Source organism: Anaeromyxobacter diazotrophicus (assembly GCF_013340205.1).
Lineage (GTDB): Bacteria > Myxococcota > Myxococcia > Myxococcales > Anaeromyxobacteraceae > Anaeromyxobacter_A > Anaeromyxobacter_A diazotrophicus.
In genome coordinates, this window is sequence record NZ_BJTG01000002.1 from 235,977 (window position 1) to 261,316 (window position 25,340).

At 74.7% G+C, this 25,340-nt stretch carries 22 protein-coding genes and 1 tRNA gene; 9 read left to right on the top strand and 14 right to left on the bottom strand.

Annotated features, from left to right (window positions below; all coding sequences use genetic code 11):
- Nucleotides 1-33: 33 nt before the first annotated feature.
- Together HWY08_RS04030 and HWY08_RS04040 are read right to left on the bottom strand one after the other, a co-directional pair.
- A complete protein-coding gene (locus tag HWY08_RS04030) occupies nt 34-2,067 on the bottom strand; it encodes an InlB B-repeat-containing protein (protein WP_371869297.1) in 2,034 nt (677 codons plus the stop codon).
- A 749-nt stretch (nt 2,068-2,816) separates the two neighbouring features.
- A complete protein-coding gene (locus HWY08_RS04040; protein ID WP_176063198.1) occupies nt 2,817-3,524 on the bottom strand; it encodes a hypothetical protein in 708 nt (235 codons plus the stop codon).
- A 127-nt stretch (nt 3,525-3,651) separates the two neighbouring features.
- Here HWY08_RS04040 and HWY08_RS04045 point away from each other — a divergent pair, with 127 nt between their 5' ends.
- A complete protein-coding gene (locus HWY08_RS04045; protein WP_176063201.1) occupies nt 3,652-4,431 on the top strand; it encodes a COG4705 family protein in 780 nt (259 codons plus the stop codon).
- A gap of 322 nt (nt 4,432-4,753) precedes the next feature.
- Here the strand turns inward: HWY08_RS04045 and HWY08_RS04050 are convergent.
- Nucleotides 4,754-4,829, bottom strand: a tRNA-Ala gene (locus HWY08_RS04050).
- 218 nt (nt 4,830-5,047) lie between these two features.
- Here HWY08_RS04050 and HWY08_RS04055 point away from each other — a divergent pair.
- Nucleotides 5,048-7,402 (top strand): tetratricopeptide repeat protein, encoded by a 2,355-nt coding sequence (locus tag HWY08_RS04055; RefSeq protein ID WP_235969446.1) that lies wholly within the window; start codon nt 5,048-5,050, stop codon nt 7,400-7,402.
- Nucleotides 7,403-7,565: 163 nt separating this feature from the next.
- Complete coding sequence (locus HWY08_RS04060; protein WP_176063205.1) at nt 7,566-8,636, top strand: methyl-accepting chemotaxis protein; 1,071 nt, start codon at nt 7,566-7,568, stop codon at nt 8,634-8,636.
- 1 nt (nt 8,637) lies between these two features.
- Here HWY08_RS04060 and HWY08_RS04065 read toward each other — a convergent pair whose 3' ends face one another.
- The 5 genes from HWY08_RS04065 to cyoE are packed head-to-tail and all read right to left on the bottom strand — an operon-like array spanning nt 8,638 to nt 12,392.
- Complete coding sequence (locus HWY08_RS04065) at nt 8,638-9,300, bottom strand: Ig-like domain-containing protein (RefSeq protein ID WP_176063207.1); 663 nt, start codon at nt 9,298-9,300, stop codon at nt 8,638-8,640.
- A complete protein-coding gene (locus HWY08_RS04070) occupies nt 9,297-9,728 on the bottom strand; it encodes a DUF420 domain-containing protein (RefSeq protein WP_176063209.1) in 432 nt (143 codons plus the stop codon). The genes HWY08_RS04065 and HWY08_RS04070 overlap by 4 nt, the downstream gene beginning before the upstream one ends.
- Nucleotides 9,725-10,504, bottom strand: coding sequence for an ABC transporter permease (locus HWY08_RS04075; protein WP_176063211.1), 780 nt, complete (start codon nt 10,502-10,504; stop codon nt 9,725-9,727). Before HWY08_RS04075 ends, HWY08_RS04070 begins: the two co-directional genes overlap by 4 nt.
- Nucleotides 10,501-11,469 carry an ABC transporter ATP-binding protein gene (locus HWY08_RS04080; protein ID WP_176063929.1) on the bottom strand — a complete coding sequence of 323 codons (969 nt, stop codon included), beginning with the start codon at nt 11,467-11,469 and terminating at the stop codon, nt 10,501-10,503. The genes HWY08_RS04075 and HWY08_RS04080 overlap by 4 nt, the downstream gene beginning before the upstream one ends.
- Before the next feature lie 26 nt (nt 11,470-11,495).
- Entirely contained in the window at nt 11,496-12,392 is an 897-nt protein-coding gene (gene cyoE / locus HWY08_RS04085) for a heme o synthase (protein ID WP_235969485.1), read from the bottom strand.
- A 165-nt stretch (nt 12,393-12,557) separates the two neighbouring features.
- Between cyoE and HWY08_RS04090 the strand changes: the two genes are divergently transcribed.
- Nucleotides 12,558-13,220, top strand: coding sequence for a carboxypeptidase regulatory-like domain-containing protein (locus HWY08_RS04090; RefSeq protein WP_176063213.1), 663 nt, complete (start codon nt 12,558-12,560; stop codon nt 13,218-13,220).
- A gap of 21 nt (nt 13,221-13,241) precedes the next feature.
- On the opposite strand, the gene HWY08_RS04095 is transcribed toward HWY08_RS04090, so the two are convergent.
- The gene (locus HWY08_RS04095; RefSeq protein ID WP_176063215.1) at nt 13,242-13,505 is read right to left on the bottom strand and encodes a TIGR02300 family protein; all 264 of its coding nucleotides are present in this window, start codon (nt 13,503-13,505) and stop codon (nt 13,242-13,244) included.
- Between the two features lie 94 nt (nt 13,506-13,599).
- Here HWY08_RS04095 and ttcA point away from each other — a divergent pair, with 94 nt between their 5' ends.
- The 3 genes from ttcA (at nt 13,600) to deoC (ending at nt 16,689) form a co-directional block, all read left to right on the top strand.
- A complete protein-coding gene (ttcA, locus tag HWY08_RS04100; RefSeq protein ID WP_176063931.1) occupies nt 13,600-14,472 on the top strand; it encodes a tRNA 2-thiocytidine(32) synthetase TtcA in 873 nt (290 codons plus the stop codon).
- An 82-nt stretch (nt 14,473-14,554) separates the two neighbouring features.
- Nucleotides 14,555-16,021, top strand: a complete 1,467-nt coding sequence (locus tag HWY08_RS04105; protein ID WP_176063217.1) for a hypothetical protein — start codon at nt 14,555-14,557, stop codon at nt 16,019-16,021.
- Entirely contained in the window at nt 16,018-16,689 is a 672-nt protein-coding gene (gene deoC / locus HWY08_RS04110) for a deoxyribose-phosphate aldolase (protein ID WP_176063219.1), read from the top strand. The genes HWY08_RS04105 and deoC overlap by 4 nt, the downstream gene beginning before the upstream one ends.
- 19 nt (nt 16,690-16,708) lie before the next feature.
- Here deoC and HWY08_RS04115 read toward each other — a convergent pair whose 3' ends face one another.
- Nucleotides 16,709-17,788: an NAD(P)H-dependent flavin oxidoreductase gene (locus tag HWY08_RS04115; protein ID WP_176063221.1), complete on the bottom strand. Its 1,080-nt coding sequence runs from the start codon at nt 17,786-17,788 to the stop codon at nt 16,709-16,711.
- A 63-nt stretch (nt 17,789-17,851) separates the two neighbouring features.
- On the opposite strand from HWY08_RS04115, the gene HWY08_RS04120 reads away from it, so the two are divergent.
- Nucleotides 17,852-19,024: a phosphopentomutase gene (locus HWY08_RS04120; protein ID WP_176063223.1), complete on the top strand. Its 1,173-nt coding sequence runs from the start codon at nt 17,852-17,854 to the stop codon at nt 19,022-19,024.
- A 9-nt stretch (nt 19,025-19,033) separates the two neighbouring features.
- Here the strand turns inward: HWY08_RS04120 and HWY08_RS04125 are convergent, their stop codons facing one another.
- Complete coding sequence (locus HWY08_RS04125) at nt 19,034-19,936, bottom strand: ABC transporter substrate-binding protein (RefSeq protein ID WP_176063225.1); 903 nt, start codon at nt 19,934-19,936, stop codon at nt 19,034-19,036.
- A 229-nt stretch (nt 19,937-20,165) separates the two neighbouring features.
- Here HWY08_RS04125 and HWY08_RS04130 point away from each other — a divergent pair, with 229 nt between their 5' ends.
- Nucleotides 20,166-20,897, top strand: coding sequence for a Tll0287-like domain-containing protein (locus HWY08_RS04130; protein WP_176063227.1), 732 nt, complete (start codon nt 20,166-20,168; stop codon nt 20,895-20,897).
- Between the two features lie 48 nt (nt 20,898-20,945).
- On the opposite strand, the gene HWY08_RS04135 is transcribed toward HWY08_RS04130, so the two are convergent.
- Genes HWY08_RS04135 through HWY08_RS04145 form a run of 3 tightly spaced genes read right to left on the bottom strand, consistent with a single transcriptional unit; the run spans nt 20,946 to nt 25,319 of the window.
- The gene (locus HWY08_RS04135; protein ID WP_176063229.1) at nt 20,946-23,192 is read right to left on the bottom strand and encodes a molybdopterin oxidoreductase family protein; all 2,247 of its coding nucleotides are present in this window, start codon (nt 23,190-23,192) and stop codon (nt 20,946-20,948) included.
- Nucleotides 23,193-23,194: 2 nt separating this feature from the next.
- Nucleotides 23,195-23,620: a hypothetical protein gene (locus HWY08_RS04140; protein WP_176063231.1), complete on the bottom strand. Its 426-nt coding sequence runs from the start codon at nt 23,618-23,620 to the stop codon at nt 23,195-23,197.
- A 10-nt stretch (nt 23,621-23,630) separates the two neighbouring features.
- Nucleotides 23,631-25,319: an ammonia-forming cytochrome c nitrite reductase subunit c552 gene (locus HWY08_RS04145; RefSeq protein ID WP_176063233.1), complete on the bottom strand. Its 1,689-nt coding sequence runs from the start codon at nt 25,317-25,319 to the stop codon at nt 23,631-23,633.
- Between the last annotated feature and the right edge of the window lie 21 nt (nt 25,320-25,340).

Below are 25,340 nucleotides of genomic sequence, written 5' to 3' on the forward strand. Positions count from 1 at the left end.
GCCTCCCATCGACGGGTGGACCGCCGCCAGCCGTCAGAACAGCCGGCGGACGTCGTCCGCCCCGTAGTCGGTCACCCACAGTGACCCGTCGAAGAAGACCACGCCGTACGGCATGGGGCCGGTCTTGAGCGTGGCGAGAATCGCCCCGTCCGTCGCGCGCAGCTCGCAGACCGTGTCGTCTCCGGTGTTCGCCACCCAGACGGTGCCGCCGCCGCCCGGCGAGATGCCGAGCGGTGAATTCCCGACCTTGAAGGTGGCGGTCGAGCCGCTGCCCGGCGTCACCCGGACGACCGTGTTGCTCGCGTGGTTCGAGAACCAGACGTAGGTCCCGTCGTACGTGATCCCGTAGGCGTCGGCGGCCGGGATCACGGGCGGGATGAGCTGGCCGTCGCCCCGGAGGTGCAGGACGCCCGTGGTCGTCGCGACCCAGTAGGTGCTGCCGTCGTAGGCGATGCCCGTCGGGGCGTGGCCCCACTGCCCGATGTCGTACGTCGCGAGCACGGCGCCGGAGATCCGGTCCAGCTTCGTGACCTTGTCCGAACCGTAGTCCGCGACCCAGAGCCCGGACACCGTCCAGAGGACGCCGTGCGGCTGCGCTCCTGCGTCGTACTTCTCATGGTTCTTCACGACCTTGTCCTCGCCGGTCAGCGAGATCCAGATGCCGTGGATGACGGGGTCCCACGCCATGTCGCCGCGCGGGTTCGCGCCGACGTACTCGGACCCCACCGTCATATAGGAGAGCGACACCGTCGTGAGCGTCCCCGCGCCGGTGCTCGCGACGCTCAGGCGATAGCCGCCGGCCAGACCCGTCCACACGAGCATCCCGTAGGGCTGAGGTCCGACGTAGATGCTCAGCGGCTCCCGCGGCGATGCGCTCACGATCACGTACGCGAAGTCGAACTTGCCCGGGTCGGCGACGCTCTTCGCGACGACGCGGCAGTTCCCCGCGCTCGCCGGCGCGTGGAAGACGGTGCTGGCGCCGCGCGCCGGCGACACCGACGCGCCGGGGCAGCCGTCCGTCGTCCAGTCGGCCTCCAGCGAGGGAGCGCACGAGCCGGCCGGCGAGACCGCGGCCGTGAGCGCCGCGGTGCCGCCGATCGCGGCGACCGCGTCCTGCACCCGGACGCTCGCCACGCCACAGGCGGTGAACGACGCGGTGACGGTCCTGCCGGCGGTCATCGTGCACGTGCACGTCGCGCCGCTCGTGGAGTCGCACCCGCTCCAGCCGGCGAAGGTGGACCCGGCGTCCGGGGTCGCCGTGAGCGTCACCGCCGTCCCATCGGCGACGGACACGCTGCACGTGGCTCCGCAGCTGATCCCACCGCCGCTGACGGTGCCCGTCCCCGAGCCATGCTTCTCGAGCGTGAGAGCGTGCTGGTTGGGCGTCAGCGCCGCGAACGAAGCCGTCACCGCCCTGTCGGCCGAGACCGTGCACGTGCACGCCGTCCCGGAGGTGGAGTCGCAGCCGCTCCAGCCCGCGAACGTGGCGTTCGGGTCGGGCGCCGCCGTCAACGTCACCACCGTGCCGTCGGCCGCGGACACGCTGCACGTGGCTCCGCAGCTGATCCCGCTGCCGCTGACGGTGCCCGTCCCCGACCCGGTCTTCTGGACGGTCAGGGTGTGCGTGGTGGGGCCGCTCAGGACGAAGGACGCCGTGACGGTCCTGCCGGCGGTCATCGTGCACGTGCACGTCGCTCCGATCGTGGAGTCACACCCGCTCCAGCCGGCGAAGGCGGAGCCGCCGTCGGGCGTGGCAGTCAGCGTCACGCTCGCGCCCTGATCGACGGATGCGCTGCACGTCGATCCGCAGAGGATGCCGCTCCCGCTGACGGTGCCCGTCCCCGCCCCGGTCTTCTGGACGGCGAGGGCGACCGGTGTTCCGCCGCCTCCATCGCTGCCCCCACCACCTCCTCCGCCTCCACCTCCGCACGCCAACAGCGCAAACGCCGTGGCAGACAAGCACGCGACACCGGGTCCCCGAGCCATGGTCGCCTCCTGCGGCCGATGGTGCACCTTCGGTGCGGGTCGGGCGTGCGGTTCTAGCGGGTGCGGTACGTCGCCGCGCATGCGGAACGGACAGCCCGGCGAGCGGCCGGTTCGACGCGCGCTGGCGTCGTTCACGGAGAGCGCTGTCGGGGGATGATGAAACGAGAAGGGCGGTCTTCCCGGCACGTCCCAGGCCGGCTCCCCGCCGCTGGCAGGTCCACCCGAGTCGCGTCCTCTCCGCCCGGCAGAACCGCCTCGCGGCGCGCTTCGCTGAGGCGCTGCGGGCTGCCGCCGCGACCGACACGCCTGCCGCTACGAGGTCACGGGCAGCATGCAGCATGACGGGTGAGGCGGGCGGCCTGCCGGTCCTCTTCCCCTGCCGCCGCGCGCGCTCCAGGCCCGCCTTGGTGCGCTCCACGAGCACCCTGCGCTCCTCTTCTGCGAGCCACGAGAAGGCGGGCCTCTACGGCCAGGTCGACAAGTCCGACATAGCGCGGAGCGCAAGGTGACCTTGCTCGCGTCGCTAACGCGCCTCTTGCTCGGCTGCATGGAGCGCATGGACCGCGAGGACCATCTGGAGGAGCAGATCGCAGCGATCCGGAAGCAGCTCGCGGACTATCGCGCGCCGCCGCCTCGTAGGGCGGCCGCTTCGGGCGGCGAGCGGTGCTGGTAATGCGGACGGTTGCGCGCGACGCCTGCGATGGCGGCCAGCGTCGCCGGCCACGTCCGTGTCGCCACCGACTGCCCGAAGGTCCCCCTTCCGCCGAGATCACCGAGGACCCGGGCCCCCGGGTGAGCCGTCGCTCATTGGCGCGGGCTCCGAAACCCGTTCATCGCGCGGTGCCAGCCCCGAACAGCTTCTCAAGCCCGTCGACGCCCTCAAGAGCCATCACGGCGGCTTGCGCGGTCGCCTGCAAGTCGCCGGCGTCGAGTGCCCGCCGTACCGCGCCTAGGTCGTGCTCGAAGGTGGCTGCCGCGGTCTTCCCGTGGACAGGAGCGTTGGCGCGCAGGGTCTTCCAGATGCTTGTGGTCGCCTTCAACGCAGCCCGCGCCCCGTTCGCCTCGCCCGCCTCCGAGGCGAGGTCCAGCTGGCGCAACAGCACGTCAAGCCGCATGACGCTCGTCGGGACCGTAGGGTGAAGTGGGTCGTAGAACTCGACGACGGCGGCTGCGAGGCGGTTGGCCGCGCGTCGTGTGGCGAGCGCATCCCGTCGTTCGGTCGCCGCCTTCGCCTCTGCGAGCGCGTTCGTCGCCGCGGCGTGCGCGTGTGACGTCGTGACCAGCGCCTTCGCTCCGAGGGCCTGCCCGCCCCGCTCCTCCAAAGCCACAACCCTGGCCCAGTCCTGGGCGACTGCCGCGTCGTCAATCGCCTCCGCCACCTGCTCCAGGACAGACAGCGGCCGGGGAACGGCGGCTAGAGTGACGACCGCGAGGAGGAGCGCACTCGACACGCCTCGATAATGTAGACCCTCGACGACGCCGACGAGGACTCCGTCGTGCGCGCCGTGGCACCTTGGCGGGCCGTCCATACCTTCCATGGAGGCATCCGGCGAAGGGATACGCTCGGACGACCTGCCGCCCGGTCAGCCCCTTGCCCGTCCTCGGCGGCGGTATGCCGAGATCGTGACAGGGTCGCGGGCTTCACTGCGTCCCGAGGGCTGAAGCGTGGAACACACCGGTGCTGCTCACGACGACCGCGGCGCCATCAGCAAGGTGCCGCGGGTCACGCTCGGTTTCTGGATCGCGAAGATCCTCGCCACCACGGTCGGCGAGACGGGCGGTGATGCGCTCTCGATGACGCTGAAGCTCGGTTACGCGGTCAGCACCGCCATCTTCCTCGGCTTCTTCGTGGTCACGGTCAGTGCGCAGGTGGGATCGCGCCGATACCATCCCGTCTTCTACTGGGCTGTCGTCGTCGCGACCACGACCGTCGGAACCACGACATCCGACTACTTCGACCGGACGCTCGGGCTTGGGTACGTGAAATCGTCCATGATGCTCCTGGCCGGCGTCGTGGCGGTGCTCACCATCTGGCACTTCGCGACCGGCGCCATCGCGGTCGACCACGTCGCCAGACGCAAGGACGAGATCTTCTACTGGGTGACGATCCTGGTCTCGAACACGCTCGGGACGGCGCTCGGTGACTTCGTCGCGACGACGACAGGGCTCGGCTTCGAGAGAGGGGCTCTCGTATTCGCCGGCTTGCTCGCGGCGGTTGCTGCCGCGCACTACTTCACCAGGGCGCCCGGCACGGTGCTCTTCTGGGCGGCCTACGTCCTGACGCGGCCACTGGGCGCCACACTCGGCGACACGCTGACGAAGCCGCACCGGGATGGCGGGCTGGCCTTCAGCCGCATCTCATCGTCGCTGCTGATCGCGGTCGCGATGGTAGTCATTGTGATGTTCACGTCGTGGCGTCGACGCATGGAGACTGCGTCCCCATGATGGCCGTGACTACAAGTGGAGCCGCGCGGCCGGTAGGTTTCGGCGCCGGCCGGTGCACCATCGGTGAGTATCACCTAAAGGAAAGTGGCTCCCCCGGGCAGGGTGGCTCACGGTTGGCACGCCCCTCGCGGCACCGCTGAGGTAGATGGGCGCGCTCCTGGGCGCGCCGCCGGGGGAATGGCCGCCCGGGTCTGCCTCGAAGCGGCGGAGCTGGGCAGTAGCCGCTCCCTCGCTGTGCGCCCGCGTTTCGGGGAGGCAGGACAAGCAGAAAGGCGACCCCGGGTGCTCTCGGAATCGCCTCTCTTGCAGCGGTTTTGTTAGATGGTGGAGCTGATCGGGATCGAACCGACGACCTCTAGAGTGCGATTCTAGCGCTCTCCCAGCTGAGCTACAGCCCCGAGGACGACACCCCTCGCTGCGAGGGGGTGCCTAGATAACGGTTCAGGGGAAGTGGTGTCAAGGTGGAAGGTCGGCCGCGCTGCCGGCGGGCCGCCAGGCGGTATCGCCTCTCCGGCCGGCAGGGGCTGGATCCGCTCTACCACCTGGAAACACAGGGGGAACGCGTTTGACGCTCCCCCGGCGGCCTGCTATGCGGACCCTCTCCATGAAAGGCCCCATGAAGCCACCCACGCCGGCGGAGCTCGCCGGCTTCGAGCACGCGTTCGCCGCCGACCCGTCGTCGGAGGCCTACCGGCCCCTCACCGAGGCGTACCTCGCCATGGGGCGGTTCATGGAGGCGATGGTCGTCTGCAAGAAGGGCGTGAAGGCGCACCCGAGCGACCTCGCGCCGCGCCTGCTGCTCGCGCGCATCTACGCCGCCCAGGGGAAGGACCGCAAGGCGCTGGAGGAGCTGGAGGGCGCGCTGGCCGTCCGCCCGGGCGACGCGGAGGCGAACCGGACCGCGGGCCTGCTCCACCTCAAGCTGGGCGAGAAGGAGCGCGGCACCGCGGCGCTGCGCAAGGCGTGGGAGACGGCGCCGGCCGACCCCGCCACGCTCGAGGCGATGCAGCAGTGGGGGCTCGACTTCAGCGCGCCGGCGACGCCGCCCGCCGCCCCCAGGGCGGCCTCGGTGGCGACGCCGCCGCCGGTCCTGCAGCCGGTCTCGCGCGGGGCGGGCGCCCCGCTCCCCGGCCCTCTCCCCGGCGCGCGGGCCGAAGGCGACGGGAGGCCCTCGGCTCCGCGGGCCGAAGGGACCGGGAGGCCGGCGGCTCCGCGGGGACAGGGGGACGCGACGCAGGGGGCCGCCGGCCAGGGGAACGCGGCCCCGGCTCCCGCCGCCCGGCCCGCCGAGGGCCACGCGCCCGCGGAGGCCGCCCGCAGCGCCGCCTACGCCGACGAGCTGGCGGCGCGCTACGCGACGCAGGACTGGGTCCTGGAGAGCCACGGCGAGGTGCGCGCCGCGCGCCCCCGCTCGCGCGCGCCGCTGCTCGCCACCGTCGGGCTGGGGGTGGCGCTGCTCCTCGTCCTCGGCGTCTGGTTCGGCCTCTCGTCGGTGCGGCGCGCCCGCGCCGTCGAGATCGACCGGCTGCTCCGGCAGTCGCGCGAGCTCATCGAGAAGGACGGGTACGCCTCGTATCGCGAGGCGGCCCGGCTCTGCGAGCGCATCCTGGAGCGCGATCCCGACGCGCTCGGCGGCCACGCCTACCTCGCCTACGTCGACGCCCTGCGCTGGGGTGAGCACGGCGAGAGCGAGAGCCTGCGGGAGGAGGCGCGCAAGCACCTCGACGCGGTGGGCCGGCTCGGGCAGCCGCACTCGCACGCCTACGCCGCCGAGGCCTACCTCCGCGCCTACGGCGGCGACGTCCGCGGGGCGCTCGAGCAGCTGCGCCGGGTGATGGCCGGCCCCGAGGGCGGGAGCGCGCTCCTCCACGGCGTGCTGGGCGCGCTGGCGCTGCAGGCGGGCGAGCTCGACGCCGCGCGCGACGACCTCACCTGGGCGCGCCAGAACGCGCCCGGCGACGTGCGCGTGACGGCCCTGCTCGCCGAGCAGTGGCGGCGGCGTGGCCCGGGGCACGAGATCCAGGCCGGCGCGCTCTACGACACGGCGCTCGCGCGCCTCGTCCCCGACCACGTCCCCTCGCTCCTCGGCAAGGCGCAGCTGCTGCTCGCGGCCGGGCAGGCCGACGAGGCGCTGAAGCGCATCGACCGGGTGCTCGGGATGGGCCCCAACGCCTCGCCGCGCCAGGTGGCGGTGGCGCACGCGCTGCGCGGCTCGGCGCTGCACGCGCAGGGCAAGGCCGCCGACGGCGACGCGGAGGAGCAGCAGGCCATCGCGCTCGACCCCGCCGACGGCGAGATCCACGACCTCGTCGGGCGCCGCAAGCTCCGGGCCGGCGACGCGGCGGGCGCGGCGGCCGCGTTCCGGAAGGCGGCCGACCTGGAGCCGACGCGGGTGGGCTTCCACGCCGATCTCGCGGCGGCGCTGCTCCAGAAGCCAGGCGGCGCGCCCGAGGCCGCGGCGGCGCTGGAGCAGGCGAGCGCGCGCGTGGGCGGGGCGCGCCTGGCCAAGCTGCTCGGCGACGCGTGGCGCGCCGCCGGCGACGGAGAGAAGGCGCGGGCCGCCTACGAGCGGGCGCTCACCCTCGAGCCCAAGAACGCGGACGCGCGCATCGCGCTCGCCCGGCTGTGGCGCGACCGCAAGGACTTCCCCAAGGCGCTGGAGGAGCTCGACCGCGCGGTGAAGGACTCCAGCGAGGCGGCCGCGGGCGGCGCGGCGGCGGCCTGGATCGAGATCGGCGAGACCGAGGAGCTGCGCGGCGATCCGCGCGACGCGGTGGAGAAGGCCTACACCAGCGCCCTCAAGGCCGACCCGCAGAGCTGCCCGGCGCTCTTCTGGCTGGGCCGCAGCCGGGCCGACCGCGCGGGCCGGTACGACCCGTCGCTCGCCAAGCAGATGCTGCAGGACTACCTGCGGCTCTGCCCGCGGGGCGCCCGGGCCGGCGAGGCGCAGCGGATCGTGGCTTCGCTCTAGGTGGATTCACGCTGGGCGGAGGGCTACACGCACCGCGAAGGCGGACCTGCGGCGTGGTGGCATGCGCACCCACTGCGCGCTGGCGCCGACCTGGCGTCGTGGGATGGCGGGACGGCGAGGTCCCCGCCACCCTGTGGCGATACCGACCCTCGCCGAGGTGCCCATGTTCAGCCGCCGCTACGCCGTGTTCGGTGCGATCTTCGGGATCCTGTTCCCGGTGCTGGGCACGCTCATCGAGGCGGTGACGCACTTCCAGAACGAGCCGTTCGGGTCGGCGCTGCTGCTCGCGCAGGGCGAGCCGCTGCTCTGGGTCATCGACTTCGCGCCGCTCGTCCTGTGCGTCATGGCCGCCATCACTGGCCGGCGCCAGGACGACGTGATCGCGCTGGAGGCCGCCAGGCGCGAGCGCTTCGAGAAGACCGCCGGCGAGCTGTTCGGATCGGCCCAGACGCTGCTCTCCGCGGTGTCCTCCTTCAGCAGCATGACGGTCCAGACCGCCGCCTCGGTGCGGGAGACGACCGCCACCATGGGCCAGCTCGGCCACACCGCGACCCAGGCGGCGCTGACGGCCGAGACGGTGGTGGGGCTGGCGCAGAAGTCGAAGCGGGCGTCGGACGAGGGGCTCACGGCGGTGGAGCGCTCGACGGCCGAGCTGGCCAAGATCTCGGAGGAGGTGCGCGGGCTGTCGCAGCGCATCCAGGCGCTCGACAAGCGGATGCGCGACGTCTTCGAGATCGCCTCGGTGGTGGGCAGCATCGCCGATCGCTCGCAGCAGATGGTGGAGGCGGTGGAGCGCGAGGCGAAGCGGCTCGGCAGCGAGGGCGACTCGCTGGCGGCGGTCGTGAAGCAGATGCGCAACCACTCCGACGACGTGAAGCGCGCCGCCGGGCAGGTGAAGACCATCCTCATCGAGATGCACAAGGCGGTCATGACCGCCGTGGCGGCGGCCGACGTCGGCGTGCGCCGGGCCGAGCAGGGCGCGGAGGTGGCCTCCTCCACCGGCGCCGCCATCCGGAAGCTGGCGGGCGCGCTCGAGGAGTCGTCCGGAGCCGCCAAGGCCATCGCCAGCGTGGCGCAGCAGCAGGACCACGGCATCGAGGAGGTGCTGAAGGCGATGAACGAGATCTACGCCGCCACCGAGGCGGCCATCGCCTCCACGCAGTCGGTGGCGGTCCAGGCGCGCTCGCTCAACGACCTCGCCAGCGGGCTCAAGTCCGCGGTGGGGCGCGCCTAGCCTAGCGGCGCTCGCGCGCGGGCGGGGCGGCCAGCCGCTCCGCCGGGCTGACCCGGACCTGGCGCGGCCGCCCGGCGGCGCTGCGGGCATCGACGACGCGCACCGGCACCTCGGCCGAGGCGCCGTCCACCTCCACCGTCGCCCGCGAGGTCCCCGCGCCCACCGGCCAGACCTGGCCGCGCGCGTCTCCGCGGCAGACCGCCTCGTCCAGGCAGCGCGTCACCGCGGCGCGGCCGGCGACCGGCCGGCCCTCGGCGTCGAGCGCCTCGACCGCGAGCGCGGCCGGGGCGGGCTCGTCGCGCAGCACGAGCTCGAGCCGCGCGGGCGCGACGGCGAGGCGCGCCACCAGCGTCACCGTCACCGGCGCCTCGGCGGCGACGCCGCCCACCTCGCACCGGATCACCGCCCGCCCGTGCCCGGCGGCGGTGACCTCCCCTTCGTTGTGCCGCCCCGTCACCGTCGCGATCCGCTCGTCCGAGGAGGACCAGCGGCAAGCGTCGCGGGGCCGGGGCTCGCCGCTGGCCGCGCGGGGCGTGGCGTGGACGGTGGCCCGCTGCCCGCGCGCGTGCAGCTGCACGCTGGCCGGCTCGAGGTCGATCCGCGCCGGGCCGCAGGCGGCGAGGGCGAGCGCGAGCGCGGCGGCGCGGTGGAGGAGGTGGTTCACGGATGGTGCGGCGCGAGGTGGTACAGCATGACGTACACGGCGACCCCGGTCAGCGAGACGTACATCCAGACCGGGAAGGTCACCCGCGCCACGCGGCGGTGCTCGGGGAAGCGCGCGCCGAGCGAGAGCTGGAGCGTCCGGAGCACCAGCGGGAGGGTCAGCGCGGCGAGCAGGGTGTGGCTCGCCAGCACCGCCAGGTACACCGCCTTGAGCGCGCCACCGCCGGGGAAGCGGTGGGTCCCGGTGAGCGCGATGCGCGTGAAGTAGCCCGCCAGGAAGAGCACCGAGCTCCCGCAGGCGCCGAGCATGAGCGCCCGGTGCAGCTCGCGCCGCCCGGCGCGGATGGCGCGCCAGCCGAGGAGGAGCAGCGCCGCGCTGGTGGCGTTCAGCGCGGCGTTCACGGTGGGGAGGGCGGCGGCGACCGTCACCGGCGCCTCCGCGCGGCGGCCACCGCCAGCGCCAGGGCGGCCGCCGCGAAGCCGGCCAGGACGAGGAGGTCGCGCCCCGCCGAGCCGGGCAGGGCGCCGGGGGCGTCCGGTCCGCCCAGCGCCCGGCGCGCCGCCGAGACGGCGTACGCGACCGGGTTCGCCCGCATCACCGCCGCGAACCCGGGGTGGTCGGGGCTCGGCGGGAACATCGCGCCCGAGACGACCCACAGCGGCACGAGCAGGGTCATCTGGATGGCGTGGTACCCCTGCACGTTGTCCACCGCCCAGGCCACCGCGAAGCCGAGCGCGGAGAGCGCCACCGCGCACAGCGCCAGCGCCGCCGCGAGCAGGAGCCAGTTCACCGACCGGACGTGGAACCCGGCGGCGGGCGCGAGGAGGAGGAAGAGCGCCGCCTGGGACAGCGCCACCGAGGCGGAGCCGAGCGCCTTCCCGGCCACCAGCGCCGCCCGCGACCCGGGCCCGGCCAGGACCGCCTGGAGGAACCCGGCGTGCCGGTCCTCGATGACGGACACGGTGGTGAAGATGGCCGCGAAGAGCACCACCATCAGCACGACGCCCGGGTAGAAGAACTGGAGGTAGCCGACGGCGGCGCCGGGCATGCGGAAGGTGCCCGCCATGCCCGAGCCGATGATGAGCCAGAACAGGATGGGCTGCCCGAGCGCGCCGGCGAGCCGCGACGGCTGGCGGAAGAAGCGGGTGAGGTCGCGCCCCCAGAGCACGCGCGCGGTCGCGAGGTCGTAGCCGAGGGCCGTCACGCGTCGTCCTCCAGCGCCTCGCCCGTCAGCGCGAGGAAGGCGTCGGCGAGGCTGGGGCGCCGCAGCGCCACGGCCCGGAACCGCCCGCGCGGGAACGCCTCCACCAGGCGCGGGACGAGCTCGTGGCCGCGCTCGCGCTCCACCTGCACGCCGTGCGGCCCGGGGCGCGCCTCGAGCCCGAGCCGCTCCCGGATGTCGCGCGCCAGGGCCGCCGGGTCGTCGGCCTCGATCGTCACCACGTCGCCGGGCACGCGCGCCCGGAGCGCCTCGGGCGTGCCGGTCGCGACCACCCGGCCGCGCGCCAGCACCGCCAGCCGATCGCAGGCCTCGGCCTCGTCCGGGCGGTGGGTGGTGAGCAGCACGGTCAGCCCCTCGCGCTCGCGCAGCGCGTGCACCGCCTGCCAGGTCTGGCGGAACGCGGCGGCGTCGAGGCCGGTGGTGGGTTCGTCCATGAGGAGGATGGCCGGGCGGTGCACCAGCGCGCGCCCGAGCTCCAGCCGGCGCCGCATGCCGCCGGAGAGCTTCCCCGCCTGGTCGGAGGCGCGGTCGGCGAGGCCGGCGGCGGAGAGCAGCTCCCGCGCCCGGTCCCGCGCCTCGCGCCGCCCGAGCCCGAACAGGAGCCCGCCCAGCGTGAGGTTCTCGAGGGCGGTCAGCTTCGCGTCGAGGCTGGGCGCCTGGAACACCACCCCGAGGCGCGCCCGGAGCGCGCGCGCGCCCGGCGGCACCTCCTGGCCGTCGAGGCGGATCGCGCCCCCGGAGGGGAGCAGCAGGCCGGTCAGGATGGAGAAGAGGGTGCTCTTCCCGGCGCCGTTCGGGCCGAGCAGCCCTAGGATCTCGCCCGGCGCGACCTCGAACGAGACGCGGCGCAGCACCTCGCGGTCGCCGTAGCGGAAGGCGAGGTCGCGCACGGCCAGCCGGGGCGGGGCGGCCGGGCCGGCGGCGGGCCCGGGCGGCCGCGCGGCCATGGCGGGGTGGGAGGAGCCGCTCACGCTCAGCGCCCGCTCACGAGCAGCGCCGCGAAGAGGAGCGTGAGGTAGGCGAGCGTGAGGAGGAAGAAGTTGCGCGCCCAGCGGTTCGCCGCGCCCCGCTGCCAGAGGCCGGTGAGCCCGTACCCCGCCAGCCCGCCGCCGAGCAGCGCCGCCGCCAGGCCGTAGAGCGGCCCCGCCAGCTCGAGCGGCAAGAGGAGGAGCGACACCGGGATGAGGAGCAGGCTCGTCGCCGCCGCCCAGGTCCGCGTCGCGCGGTCGCCGTGCACCACCGCGAACACCCGCAGCCCTCCGCGCGCGTAGTCCTCCTTGAGGTACATCGAGATGGCGAGGAAGTGCGGGAGCTGCCAGCAGAAGAGGAGCGCGAAGAGCGCCAGCCCGCCCGCGTCGAGCCGGCCGGTGACCGCGGTCCAGCCCATGAGCGGCGGGATGGCGCCGGGCACCGCGCCCACGAAGAGCGCCAGCGAGCTGCGCTGCTTCATCGGGGTGTAAAGGACCACGTACGAGAAGAGCGCCAGCGCCGCCAGGCTGGCGGTGACCCCGTTGGTGAGGAGGGCCAGCGCCGGGAGCGCCAGGCAGGGCAGCCCGAGGCCCACCGCCAGCGCGACCGAGGGATCGAGGCGCCCGGCAGGCAGCGGCCGATCGCGGGTCCGCCGCATGAGCGCGTCGACGTCGCGCTCGAGGAACTCGTTGAGCGCGTTGGCCGCGCCGACGACCAGCGCCGTGCCGGCGAGGAGCGCCGCCGCGGTGCGCGCGTCGCGGTGGCCGGGCGCGAGCCAGTACCCGCCGGCGGTGGTGCACAGCACGAGCGACGCGAGCCGCGGCTTGCCCAGCGCGACGACGTCGCGCGCGACGGCGAGCGGGCTGCGCGGCTGGAGGACCTCGGCGATGGGGACCTGGATCACGGGGTGGGCCTCGCGTGGGCGGCCCGGAGGCCGCGCCGGCTGCGGACGGCCCTTCTATTAGGGGGGGAGCGAGCGGGCGGCAACGCGCCGGCGGCCCCTCGGAGGCGAGCGCCCTAAGAGGGCTCTCTCGTGCGCGGATGGCGCGGGGTAACGCTGGGCGCCATGACGATCCGCACCGCCCTCGCCCTGGCGCTCGCCGCGCTCGGGCCGGCCGCACGCGCCGGAGACGTGGTGGGCACCGTCACCTTCCAGGGCGCGCCCGCGCCGCTGCCCGCCGCCCCGGTGACGAAGGACGGCGCCACCTGCGGCGCGTCGCAGCCGGACGAGTCCCTGAAGGTGTCGCCGGCCGGCCGGGTCGCCCTCGCGGTGGTGGAGGTGGAGGGGGCACCCCGCCCGCCGCCCGTCCGGGCGGCGCTCGGGCAGGACCGGTGCCGGTTCGCCCCGCACGTCCAGGCGGTGCCCGCCGGATCGACGCTGGAGGTGGCGAACGGCGACCCCATCCTGCACAGCGTGCGGGGGTGGGCCGGACGGCGCTCGCGCTTCGAGCTGGCGCTCGCCTCGCGCGGGGACCGCGCCGAGGCCGCGCTCGAGCGGCCGGGGGTGATCCAGGTGCGGTGCGACGTGCACGCCTGGATGATCGCCTACGTGGTGGTGACGGCCGGGCCCGCGGCGGTCTCCGGCGACGACGGCACCTTCGCGGTGCGCGGGGTGCCGCCCGGCGAGTACACGGTGCGCGCCTGGCACGAGCGCCTGGGCGAGCGGACCCTGCGCGTGACGGTCCCGGCCGAGGGGGCCGCGCGCGCCGACTTCAGCTACGGCCGCTGACGCGCGCCGCGGCCGCCGGGCTCAAGGCTCCTCGGCCTCGTCGGGCTCCTCGGCGTCGTCCTCGGCCGCGTCCTCGAGATCGGCCGCTTCGACCGACTCGGCGACCTCCTCGATCGGCTCCTCCTTCGCCGCGCGGCGCCGCTCGGCGGCGGGCGAGGGCCTGCTGGGCGCGGCGCGCGGGTCGCTGCCGCACTTCGGGCACGCCGGGTCGGCCTTCTTGAGATCGTAGAACTTCGTGCCGCACTTCCAGCAGACGTGCTTCTGGCCGAGATCCTTCGCGGGCATGGGCTCCTCGTGCGACCTGGGACCGGCGCTTTATCGCAGGACCGCGGGAAGCGTCAAAGGAAAAGCGGGAGAGCGGTGTTATAGGTCGCGCATGATGGAGGAACGCGACCGGCTGGAGCGCCGCCTGCTCCGCGCCACCGCCCAGGCGGTGCGCGACTTCGACCTGATCGAGGAGGGCGACCACCTCATGGTCGCCGTCTCCGGGGGGAAGGACAGCTACACGCTGCTCCACCTCCTCATGCGCCTGCGCGAGCGCGCCCCGGTGCGCTTCGAGCTCACCGCCGTGAACCTCGACCAGGGGCAGCCCGGCTTCCCGGCGCACGTCCTGGAGGAGCACTTCCGGGCCGTCGGCGTGCGCTACCGGATGCTCCGCCAGGACACCTACTCCATCGTGAAGCGGCTCGTGCCGGAGGGGAAGACCACCTGCCCGGTGTGCTCGCGGCTGCGGCGCGGGATCCTCTACAACACCGCGGTCGAGCTCGGCTGCAACAAGATCGCGCTCGGCCACCACCGCGACGATCTCGTCGAGACGCTGCTCCTCAGCGCGCTCTACGCGGGTTCGCTCAAGAGCATGCCGCCCAGGCTCCGCTCCGACGACGGCCGCAACGTCGTCGTGCGCCCGATGTGCTACGCGGCGGAGGAGGACATCGCCGCGTTCTCCAGCGAGATGCGGTTCCCCATCGTCCCGTGCGACCTGTGCGGCTCGCAGCCGAACCTCCGCCGGCGCCGCGTGAAGGAGCTCCTGGCCGCGCTCTCGGCGGAGCACCCGGCGGTGAAGGGGAACCTCCTGCACGCCCTCGGCAAGGTGGTGCCGTCGCACCTCCTCGACCGCGATCTCCTGGCGCGGCTGGGCGGCGCGACGGGCGCGGATCCCTGGCTGGACGAGGAGGACGGAGGGTGCGAGCCCACCTCCGCGCCCATCGTCGCCCTCGGGCCCACCCCGCGCCAGCGCGCGCCGGGCGGCTAGTGCCCCCGCGCCGCGGGACGGCGCGATATCCGATCGCGCGCCAGCTTGAGCCGACGTTCCGCCGGAGAGTAGGATTCGCCTCGTGAAGTTCACGTGCGAGAAGTGCGGGCGATCCTACGTCGCCGACGAGAAGGTGCGCGGGCGCGCCTTCAAGATGAAGTGCAAGCAGTGCGGGCAGCTCATCGTCGTGAAGCCCGATCGCAGCGCGCCGACCCCGACGCCGGGATCGCTGCCGGCGGTCGAGGCGACCACGCCCACCTCGGCAGCGTTCTCCCTCGACCCGCCCTCCGATCCGTTCGCGCCCACGCCGGCGGCGGATCCGTTCTCGGCGCCGGCCGCCGATCCGTTCAAGGCGCCGTCGCCGGATCCCTTCGCCACCGCCTCCCCGCCGCCGCCGGCGGCTCCGGCACCGCGCCCCGCCTTCGACCCGTTCGCGGACGTGCCGACCGAGGGCCCCGCGAGCGCCGCCAAGCCGACCGCCGACGAGTCGGAGGCGGCCTTCGCGGACCTCTCGCGGGAGATGCAGGACGTCACGAACAACATCGCGGTCGCGCCCGTGCGGCAGCCCGCCGATCCCACCCCGGCGATCGACCGCGGGCGGCGCTCGCCGCCCACGCCCGCGCCGGTGGTCGCCGCCGCGCCCGCCGCCCCGGCCGCGCCCCGGTCCGCGAAGCCTGCCGCTCCGGCGCCGGGCAAGAAGTCCTCGATGCCGCTCATCGCGGGCGGCGCCGCTGCCGCGCTGGTGCTCGTCGGCGTGGCGGCGTACGCCCTCGTGGGAGGCAAGAGCTCCAGCACCGCGCCTGCGCCCCGGCCGCCGCCGCCCGTCGCGGCCACGCGCCCGCAGCCGCCCGCGCCTGCGCCCGCGGCCGCGCCCGAGAAGCGCGCGCCCCCCCCGGCCGCGGCCGCCGCGCCGGTCGAGCCGCCCGCGGCGGCTCCGTTCGTCGCGGCGCCGGCCCCGGTGCCGCCTCCGGCCCAGGCCGCCGCCCCGGCGCCCAGGCCGGCGAAGGTCGCCAAGGCGCCCGAGAAGCCCGCGCCGGCGATGCCCCGGCGGAAGGAGGTCGCCAAGGCGACTCCGCCTCCGCCTCCGCCCGCACCGGCGCGCGCCGCCCCGCCGCCGCCCGTCGCCGCGCCGGCCCCGGCGCCCGCGCCCGCGCCCGCCCCGGAGGCGCGGCCCATCGCCCGCTACACGCCGCCGCCCGCGCTCGGCCGCGCCGCGTCGGCGGCCGCCAGCGCGCCGTCCTCGGGCGGCGGCGAGCCGTCGCTCGACCAGGCCAAGGTGGACGCTGCGTTCGCCAGCCACCGCGCGGCCTTCGACGCCTGTCTCTCCACCGCGCGCAAGAACGAGCCGAACGTCGCCCTCGACGGCCGCACGGTCAACGTGACCATGACCGTCAACCCGAACGGCCACGCGATGTACCCGACGCTCGACGACGTGGAGCTCAACGGCACGAACCTGGGCGAGTGCCTGAAGAACGAGAGCGGCAAGATCCGCTTCCCGACCTTCGGCGGCGACGCCATCCGCGTGCGGAAGCCGATCGTCCTCAAGTGAGTACCCCGCTCGCGTCGCCGCGCGAGCTGGCGCCGCTCGTCGACCACACCGTCCTGCGCCCCGGCGCGGGCGAGGGCGAGGTCGAGCGCGCCTGCGACGAGGCGCTCCAGCACGGCTTCGCCGGCGTGTGCGTGCGCGAGGCGCACCTCGCGCTGGTCGTGCGCCGGCTGGCGGGGGCGGCGCCCCGCCCGATCGCCGTGGCGGATTTTCCCCTCGGGGCGGCGCCGGCCGCGGCGCGCGCCGAGGAGGCGCGCCGGCTGGCCGCCCTGGGCGCGCGGGAGATCGACGTCGTCTTCCCGCTCCCCCGGCTCGCCGCCCGCGACCACGCGGGCGCCCTGGCCGACCTGAGCGCGGTGGTGCGCGCCGCCGCCCCGGCGGCGGTGAAGGTCATCCTCGAGACGGGCGCGCTCTCGGGCCCGGAGAAGGCGGCGGCCTGCGCCCTGGCGCTCGCCGCCGGCGCCGCCTTCGTGAAGACCTCCACCGGCTTCGGACCCGGCGGGGCCACCGTCGAGGACGTCGCGCTCCTCCGCGCGCTGGCCGGGCCGGCGGCGGGAGTGAAGGCCTCGGGCGGCATCCGGACCGCCGCCGACGCGCTCCGGATGGTGCGCGCCGGCGCGAACCGGCTCGGGACGAGCGCGGGCGTCGCGCTCGTGACCGGCAGCTGGTGACCCGCGCCGGGCCGCCCGGCTAGCGCTCGCAGAGCCGCGCCGCGACCCGCTCCGCCTCCGCCATCAGCTCGCGCACGAGCTCGCCGGCCGGCCGCGCCCGCGCGAGCGCCACCCCCTGCCCGGCCCACATCGAGGCGAGATCGGCGCGCTCCTGCCGCGCCGCCGCCTGCCGCAGCTCGCCCGTGAGCGCGTTCTGGTGCGGGTAGGGCAGGATGGCGCCCGCCCGCTCCACGTCGACCATGAAGCGGGTGGCGAAGCCGCGCACGAGCTTCCCGGAGTAGGCGCGGGTGAGGCGCGTCGGATCGGAGCCGCCGCGCGGCGCGAGCACCTCCCGCTTGTGCAGCGCGCTCGCCCCGCTCTCGGGCGTGGCGAGGAAGGCGGTGCCGAGCTGCGCCGCGGCCGCGCCGAGCGCCAGCGCCGCGACCACCCCGCGGCCGTCCATGATCCCCCCCGCGGCCACCACCGGCACCTTCACGGCGTCCACCACCTGCGGCACGAGCGCCAGGGTGCCGACCAGCCCGCGCTCGAACGGCCCGGCGAAGGTGCCGCGGTGACCGCCGGCCTCGGCCCCCTGCGCCACCACCGCGTCGACGCCGCTGGCCTCCAGCGCGCGCGCCTCCTCGACGGTGGTGGCGGAGCCGAGCACCGCGATGCCGAGCGCGTGCAGCGCCGCCACCTCCTCCGCCGGGAGCGCGCCGAAGGTGAAGCTGAACACCGGCACCCGCTCCTCCTTCACCACCGCGAGCTGGCCGGCGAAGTCGGGCGGCGCCGCGAGGCGCGGTCGCAGGGCGACGCCCAGCTCGCGGCCGATGGGCTCGAGCGCCGCCGCCGCCGCCCGGAGCTCCTCCTCGCCGGGCGGCGCCGCCGCCGGCTCGGGTACGAACAGGTTCACGGCGAAGGGGCGCCGGGTGCGGGCGCGGACGTCGCGGATGGCGGCGCGGATGGCCTCCGGCGCGAGGTAGCCGCCCGCGAACGAGCCGAGCGCGCCCGCCTCGGAGCTGGCCGCCACCAGCGCCGGCGTGGTGGGGCCGCCCGCCATGGGGGCGACGACGAGGGGGTGATCGATCCCGAGGCGGCGGGAGAGCGCGGTGGGCCACATGGCGCCGATCTTGGCGGCGCCGCCCTGCGTGCGCCGCGCCCGGAATGGGCCTAGAACAGGGGCATGTCCGACCGGCGTCGCTTCGTGATCCTGGTGGCCGACAGCGCCGGCTGCGGCGCGCTCCCCGACGCCGCCGCCTACGGCGACGCGGGCTCCGACACCCTCGGCCACGTGAGCCGCGCGGTGGGCGGCCTCGCGCTGCCGCACCTCGGCCGGCTGGGCCTCGGGCACCTCACCCCGATGCTGGGCGTCCCGCCCGATCCGGCGCCGGCCGGCTTCTACGGCAAGATGGCGGAGCGGTCGCAGGGCAAGGACACCATCACCGGCCACTGGGAGATGATGGGCATCGTCCTCGAGGAGGCGCTGCGGCTCTTCCCGCGCGGCTTCCCGCCCGAGATCCTCGAGCCCTGGCTGGCGGAGACGGGCGCGCCGGGCGTGCTCGGGAACGAGGTGGCGAGCGGCACCGAGATCATCCAGCGGCTGGGGGAGGAGCACCAGCGCACCGGCCGGCCCATCGTCTACACCTCGGCCGACTCGGTGTTCCAGGTGGCCTGCCACGAGGAGACGGTCCCGCTCGAGACCCTCTACGCCTGGTGTCTCGCGGCGCGGCGGCAGCTCGACCGCTGGCGGGTGGCGCGCGTCATCGCGCGGCCGTTCGTGGGCCGCCCCGGCGCCTACACCCGCACCTACCACCGCCGCGACTTCGCCATCGCCACCCCGGGCGTCACCGTGCTGGAGCGGCTCGCCGAGCGCGGCGTGCCGGTGGTGGGGGTGGGCAAGATCCCCGACATCTTCGACGGCAAGGGCATCACCGAGGCGGTCCACACCGCCGGGAACGCCGACGGCCTGCGCCAGACCGAGCGGCTGCTCGGGACGCTCGAGCGCGGGCTCCTGTTCGTGAACCTGGTGGACTTCGACATGCTGTACGGGCACCGCAACGACGCGCGGGGCTATGCCGGGGCGCTGGTGGAGCTGGACCGGGCCCTGCCGCGGCTCCTCGAGCGGCTCCGGCCGGGCGACGTCCTCGCGGTCACCGCGGACCACGGCTGCGATCCGACGACGCCCTCCACCGATCACTCGCGCGAGTACGTCCCGCTGCTGGTCCACGCGCCGGGGAGAGGCGGGGGTCCGCTCGGGGTCCGCGAGACCTTCGCCGATCTGGGCGCCACGGTGGCCGAGCTGTTCGGCGCCGAGGCGAGGGTGGGGCGGAGCTTCCTCGCCGCGCTCGGCGGGTGAGCGCGAAGGCTACTCGAAGACGTGCGCGGCCTCGGCGCGGAGCTGCGGCGAGAGCTCGATGCCCAGGGCGCTCGCGGTCCGCGCGTTGAGGTAGAGGGCGCCGTCGGGGGCGCTCAGCGCGGGCTTGCCGCCGGCGAGCATCTTCTTCGCGGCGGCGGCGGCCTTGCGGCCGACGTCGTCCCAGCGCGCCTCGACCGTGAGGAGGGCGCCCGCCCGCGCCATGATCTCGGTGTAGCCGACCACCGGGACCTTGGCGGCGAGCGGCGTCTGCAGGAGGACGCGGAGCGTCTCCGCCCCGATCACCGTCGTGTCCGGCACGAGCCACAGCACGTCGACGCCGGGGAGGAGCTGGCGCAGCGCCCCCGGCACCTCGGCCCGGCTCGAGACCTCCTTGCGCACGAGGCGCAGGCCGGCCCCGAGCAGCGCCGACTCGCACTCCGCCACCTGGCCGCTCGAGATCGCGGGGTCGTACAGGATCCCCACCCGCTGCGCGCGCGGGAGCGCGGTGTGCAGCGCCCGCACCTGGTGCCCCGGGGAGACGTACATCGGCACGCCGGGGAGGGCGGGATCGAGCCCGGCGCCCGCGGCGCTCGGGACCATGGCGTAGAGCACCGGCGCGCCGAGCGACGCGGCCGCGACGGCGACGTCCGGGCCGATGGCGAAGAGCACCTTCGCGCCGCTGGTCGTGATGCGCACCTGCTCGGCCAGGTTCCCCGGCGCGAGCTGCAGCGCCCGGCCTGCCATCCCGGCGGACGCGAGGAAGCTCTGCTCGACCGCCCGGTAGGCCGGCAGGTCGGTGCTCCGGATGACGACCACCTCGCCGGTGGCGCGCGCGGGGCTCGGCCCCGCGGCGGCCCCGGCCGCGAGGGCGAGCGCGGCGAGGTGCGCCGCGCGTGACCGGAAGCTCGTCATCCCGAAACCCTCCCCCAGGCCACGGGCGTGCGGCCGAGCGCATTGTACACGGCCCGCCGCGTCAGCCGGGGATTCCTTGTGCGCGGACCTGGGCGCGTGTCGGGTGGACAAGGGCCGGCCCCTCGGAGATCGTCGGGCGAGCCCTCGGGAGAGGGGCACCAGTGCGGACGGACGGCCGGGCGCCGCGCAGCGATGCGCGACCCGCCGCAGACCCGCAGGAGAACGTCCAATGGCTTCCGGCAAGTCGCGGTTCCAGCTCTACGTCATCGGCATCGGCGTCGTCCTCACGGTCGCCATGGCGGTGTCGTGCGTCTATCGCAGCCGCCAGCTCGACAGCGCGTTCCGCAGGCTCGCGCTCGTCACGGCGCGGGCCACCGTCGAGCAGGTCATCGCCACCCGCCGCTGGAACGCGGGCATGGGCGGCGTCTACGTCCCGGTGGAGAAGGGTGCGGTCCCGAACCCGTTCCTCGAGGACCCGGTCCGCGACCTCACCTCGATGGAGGGCATCGCCCTCACCAAGGTGAACCCGGCGTACATGACCCGGCTCGTGGCCGAGACGCTGCAGAAGGGCCACGGCGTCCAGCTCCACCTCACCAGCCTGCGCCCGCTCAACCCGGGCAACTCGCCGGACGGGTGGGAGACGGGGGCGCTCACCTCGTTCGAGAACGGCGCGATCGAGGCGTCGACGGTGGAGACGCGCGCCGGGCAGCAGGGCAGCGAGGAGATCTTCCGCTACATGTCCCCCCTCAAGACCGATCAGCCCTGCCTCGGCTGCCACGCCAAGCAGGGGTACACGCTCGGCAGCAACCGGGGCGGCGTGGGCGTGACCTTCAGCTTCCAGCCCTATGCCGAGGCGCGCCGCGAGTTCCAGATGCAGATCCTGCTGACGCACTTCCTGGCGTTCCTCATCGCCGCCTCGGCGCTGGTGCTGCTCGCCTTCCTGGTGGACTCCGAGCGGTAGCGCCCGGCGTCCGGGGGCGGGCGCGAGGACGGCGCCCGCCCGCCGGCGTCACGCCTTCTCGAGCTTCACCGCGCAGATCTTGAACTCGGGCTGGCGGGAGACCGGGTCCACCGCGTCGTGGGTGACCCGGTTGCACAGGTGGTCGGGGTCGTGCATCTGCACGAACACGACCCCGAGCCGCGCGCCCTCCGCCACCTTGGCGCGGAAGGTCTCGGCGCCGCGCCGCGAGCTCACCCGCACGCGATCCCCGTCCTTCACGCCCAGCCGGGCGGCGTCCTGCGGGTGGAGCTCCGCCAGCGCCTCCGCGTTGGCGTGCCGCAGCTCGCGGCAGTTCCGGGTCATGGTGCCGGTGTGCCAGTGCTCGAGGACGCGGCCGGTCGTGAACCACAGCGGGTAGGCGGCGTCCACCACCTCGCCGGGATCCCGCTGCGGCCGGAACCACACCACCGCCCGGCCGTCCGGGCGGCCGTAGAACTTCATCCGCAGCGGGTGGTCGGCCGGGACGAACGGGTCCTCGCCGCGCACGTAGCGGCGCTTCGTGCCGGGGTGGCCGGCGCTGGGCAGCGGCCAGAGCAGGCCGTGCGACTGCTGCAGCCGCGCCCGCGTCATGCCGCTGAAGTCGTAGGCGGTGCCCCGGGCCGTCTCCAGGATCTCGGTCCAGGCCTCGGCCGGCGCCTTGAACGGCAGGAGCTTCCCGTGGCCGAGCCGGGCCGCCAGGTCGCACAGGATGTCGAGGTCGGGCCGCGCCTCGCCCCGCGGAGCGACCGCGCGCTCGAGCAGGTGGTAGCGGCGCTCGGTGCAGCCGTAGACGCCCTCCTTCTCCGCCCACAGAGCCGCCGGCAGCACCACGTCGGCGAGCTCGCTGGTGCGGGTGGGGTGGAACGCCTCGGTGACCACCAGGAAGGCGCCCTCGCGCCGCATCGCCTTCCGGTAGCGGTCGACGTTGGGCAGCGACTGGCCCGGGTTCGTGCACATCACGTAGAGGCACTTCAGCTTCCCGTCCTCGAGCGCCCGGAAGAGGTCGACGGTCGGGAGGCCGGGCTTCGGGCTGATGGTGCCCGGCGCCACGCCCCACAGCTTCTCCATCTCCGCCCGGTGCTTCTCGTTCGCGACGACCCGCCCGTAAGGCAGGAGGTGCGAGAGCGCGCCGCCGTCGCGGACTCCGCCGCAGGCGTTGGGCTGCCCGGTGAGCGAGAGCGGCGTCGATCCGGGCACGCCGATCTTCCCGGTGACGAGGTGGAGGTTGTGGACGAGCTGGTTCACCCAGACGCCCTGGGTGCGCTGGTTCAGCCCCATGCACCAGAGCGAGGTGGCGGTGCGGCCCTTCTCGCCGAACCAGCGCGCGGCCCGGACGATGTCCTCGGCGTTGCAGCCGGCGAGCGCGGCCGCCGCCTGGGGCGTGCACGCGGCCAGGGACTTCTCGTAGTCGGCGCGCGTCTTGTTCGCCTCGGCGCCCTCGCCGAACGCGACCTGGTCCTTCATGAACGCGTCGTCCACGAGCCCCTCGGCGAAGAGGACGTGGGCCATCGCGTTCAGGATGGCGAGGTCGGCGCCGGGCTTGAAGGAGAGGTGGAGGTCGGCGATGCGCGAGGTGGCCGTGCGCCGGGGATCGAGCACGATCACCTTCACGTTCCGGCCCGCCTCCTTGCGCCGCACGATGCGGCGGAAGAGGACCGGATGCGCCTCGGCGGTGTTCGACCCGATGATGAGGAAGACGTCGGCGTGGTCCAGGTCCTCGTAGCACCCCATCGGCTCGTCCTTGCCGTAGGTGCCGACGTAGCCGGCGGTCGCGCTCGCCATGCAGAGGCGCGGGTTGCCGTCGACGTTGTTGGTGCGGAGGCCGGCCTTGAAGAGCTTGTTCGCGGCGTAGGTCTCCTCGGTGAGGCCCTGCCCCGAGCCGTAGAAGCCGACCGCGTCAGGGCCGAACTTCTGGATCGCCTCCTGGAACTTTGCCGCCACGAGCCCCATCGCCTCGTCCCAGCTGGCGCGCTGGAACCCGTTGCCCTTGCGGATGAGCGGGTGGAGCAGGCGGTCGGGCGCCGAAAGGATCTGCGGCAGCAGGGCGCCCTTCACGCACAGGAACCCGGCGTTGTGGTCCTCCGGGTCGCCGCGCACCGCCACCACCTGGTCCCCGCGCGCGCCGACGTACAGGCCGCAGCCGGTGCCGCAGTACCGGCAGACGCTCTTCGTCCAGCGGGTGTCGCCGTCCTCGGCGGCGAGGGCCGGCGCCGGCAGCGCGGAGAGCGCGGAGGCGGCGGCGGTGGTCTTGAGGAAGTCTCGGCGGGAGAGCGCCATGGTCAGCTCCGGGGGGGCGCGGGGTGGGGCGAGGTGCCCTTCGCCGCGAGGGCGTGAGGGGCGTGGCAGTCGAAGCAGCGGGCCTGGGCGGCGCCCGCGGCCTGCACCGGGTGGCAGCTGCCGCAGCCGGCCGGCTCGGGCCGGGCCCGGAAGTCGGCGCCGGTCGAGCCGTGGCAGATGAAGCACTTCACGAGCGCGACCCCGTGCCGGCCGCCGCGCCACTGCGCGGCCACCTCGGGCGTCACCTCCGCGTGGCACTCGGCGCAGGTCGCGAGGCCGGTGTCCACCTCGGGGTGGGCCCCCTGCGCCGCCGCCGCGGGGCGCGGGGTGGCCCTCGGGCCGGCGCAGGCCCCGAGCGCCACCGCCGCGGAGAGCGCCGCCGTCACCAGCGCGGCGCCCAGGCTGAGCACGGTCTCGCGTCTCCGCATGGCGATCCTCCTACCGCTTGGCGGTCGGCGTGGCGGCGGCCGGGGCCGCCGAGGCCGTGGCGCTCGTGGTGGCGCCGAGCAGCGTGGCCTTCACCTGCGCCTGCCGGGCGAGGTCGATGGACTCGCCGAGCACCCGGCCGAGCTCCTGCGGCGCGTGGAAGCCCATGGAGTTCTCCGCCGCGACGTAGTCGAGGCGCCACTGCGCGGCGCGCTGCAGCTCCTCGAGCTCCTTCAGCGCCGGGGTCTTCTCGACCGTGGCGCGCCAGGCGGTGAGGAGGTTCGCCTTCACCTCGGCGGCGAGCTTCTTGTCCTGCTCCTCCTTGGGCGCCTTCTGGAACGCCTCCTGCTTCGCGAGCGTCTCCTTGGCCTTGGCGGCCGCGGCCTCGCGGGCGCGGTCGTCGTAGGGCTTCCGCACCGCCACGATGGCGTCGATCATCGCGACGTTCGCCTCGCCGGCGCGGGTGAGGAGCGCGAAGTGGCGGTCCTGGATGGCGATCACGCGCGCCTTCAGCTCGTCGTCGTTGTACGGATGGCAGCTGGCGCAGGCGCGGTTCGGCTGGAGCAGCGGGCTGCGCACCCAGTGATCCGAGAACTTCTGCGCGCCCTCGCGCTTGTAGGGCATGTGGCAGTCGGCGCAGGTGACGCCGCTCCGCGCGTGGATGCCCTGGCTCCAGACCTCGAACTCGGGGTGCTGGGCCTTGAGGACCTCGAACCCGGTCTCGGCGTGCGTCCAGTCCTTGAAGCGCTGCCCCTTCACCATCGTGTTGTCGTACAGGTGCTCCATCTGCTCCACCTTGAGCCCCTCGGCCCACGGGAAGAAGATGGTCTGCCCCTTGCCGCAGAAGTACTCGACGTGGCACTGGCCGCAGACGTAGGCGCGCTTCTCCTGGCGGGTCGCGTCGAGGTTCGGGTCGTACGCCTTCTTGCGGTCGGTCTTGCGCCAGCGCTCGATGGACGGGAGGTGCGGGACGTCGGCCTTCGAGGCGGCGAGCTTCTGGATGCCGGCGATGAAGCCGGGGCGCGTCACGCGCAGCTCCATCGACTGCGGGTCGTGGCAGTCGACGCAGGAGACCGGGTGCGGCTTGCCGCCCTGGCCGGCCAGCTCGCCGAGCTGCTTGTAGGCGTCCCAGTAGCCCATCTCGCCCACCTTCACGAGCCCGGCCTGGAGCTGATCGGCCTCGCTCGCCTGCGGCGCCGCCTCCTTGCCGAGCTTCTTGTAGAGCGGCGTGATCGAGGCGTGGCAGTGCAGGCAGTTGCCGGACTGCTTCCCCTCGGCGGGCACGTTGCGCTTCGTGACCTCCTGGTCGTTCAGCATGTAGGCGTGGCCGCGGCGGTCGCGGTAGTCGACCGCGAACAGGTAGCCGGCGAACACGCGCTTCAGCCACGGGTCGCGGTCGGCCTTCTCCGGCGGCATCTCGCCCTCGGCCGTGCCCGCGCCGCCGCCGTACTTGGTGGCGGTGCGCTCGGCCGTGCGCTTGTAGTCGTCGAACTCACGCGGCCAGTTCTTGCCCCACTTGGCCGGGTCGGTGTCGTTCTCGCCCACGTCGACGACCTTCACGAAGGCGTGGCGCGCCTCGGACTTGCGCTCGCTGATGTTGACGAGCAGCGCGGCGGCGGCGATGGCCACCAGCGCGAAGACGCCGGCCACCAGGGCGATGAGGAGCCCGCGGTTCCGGCGGGGCGTTGCTTCGGCGGTCATGAGGTGCTCCTTCGGTGCGAT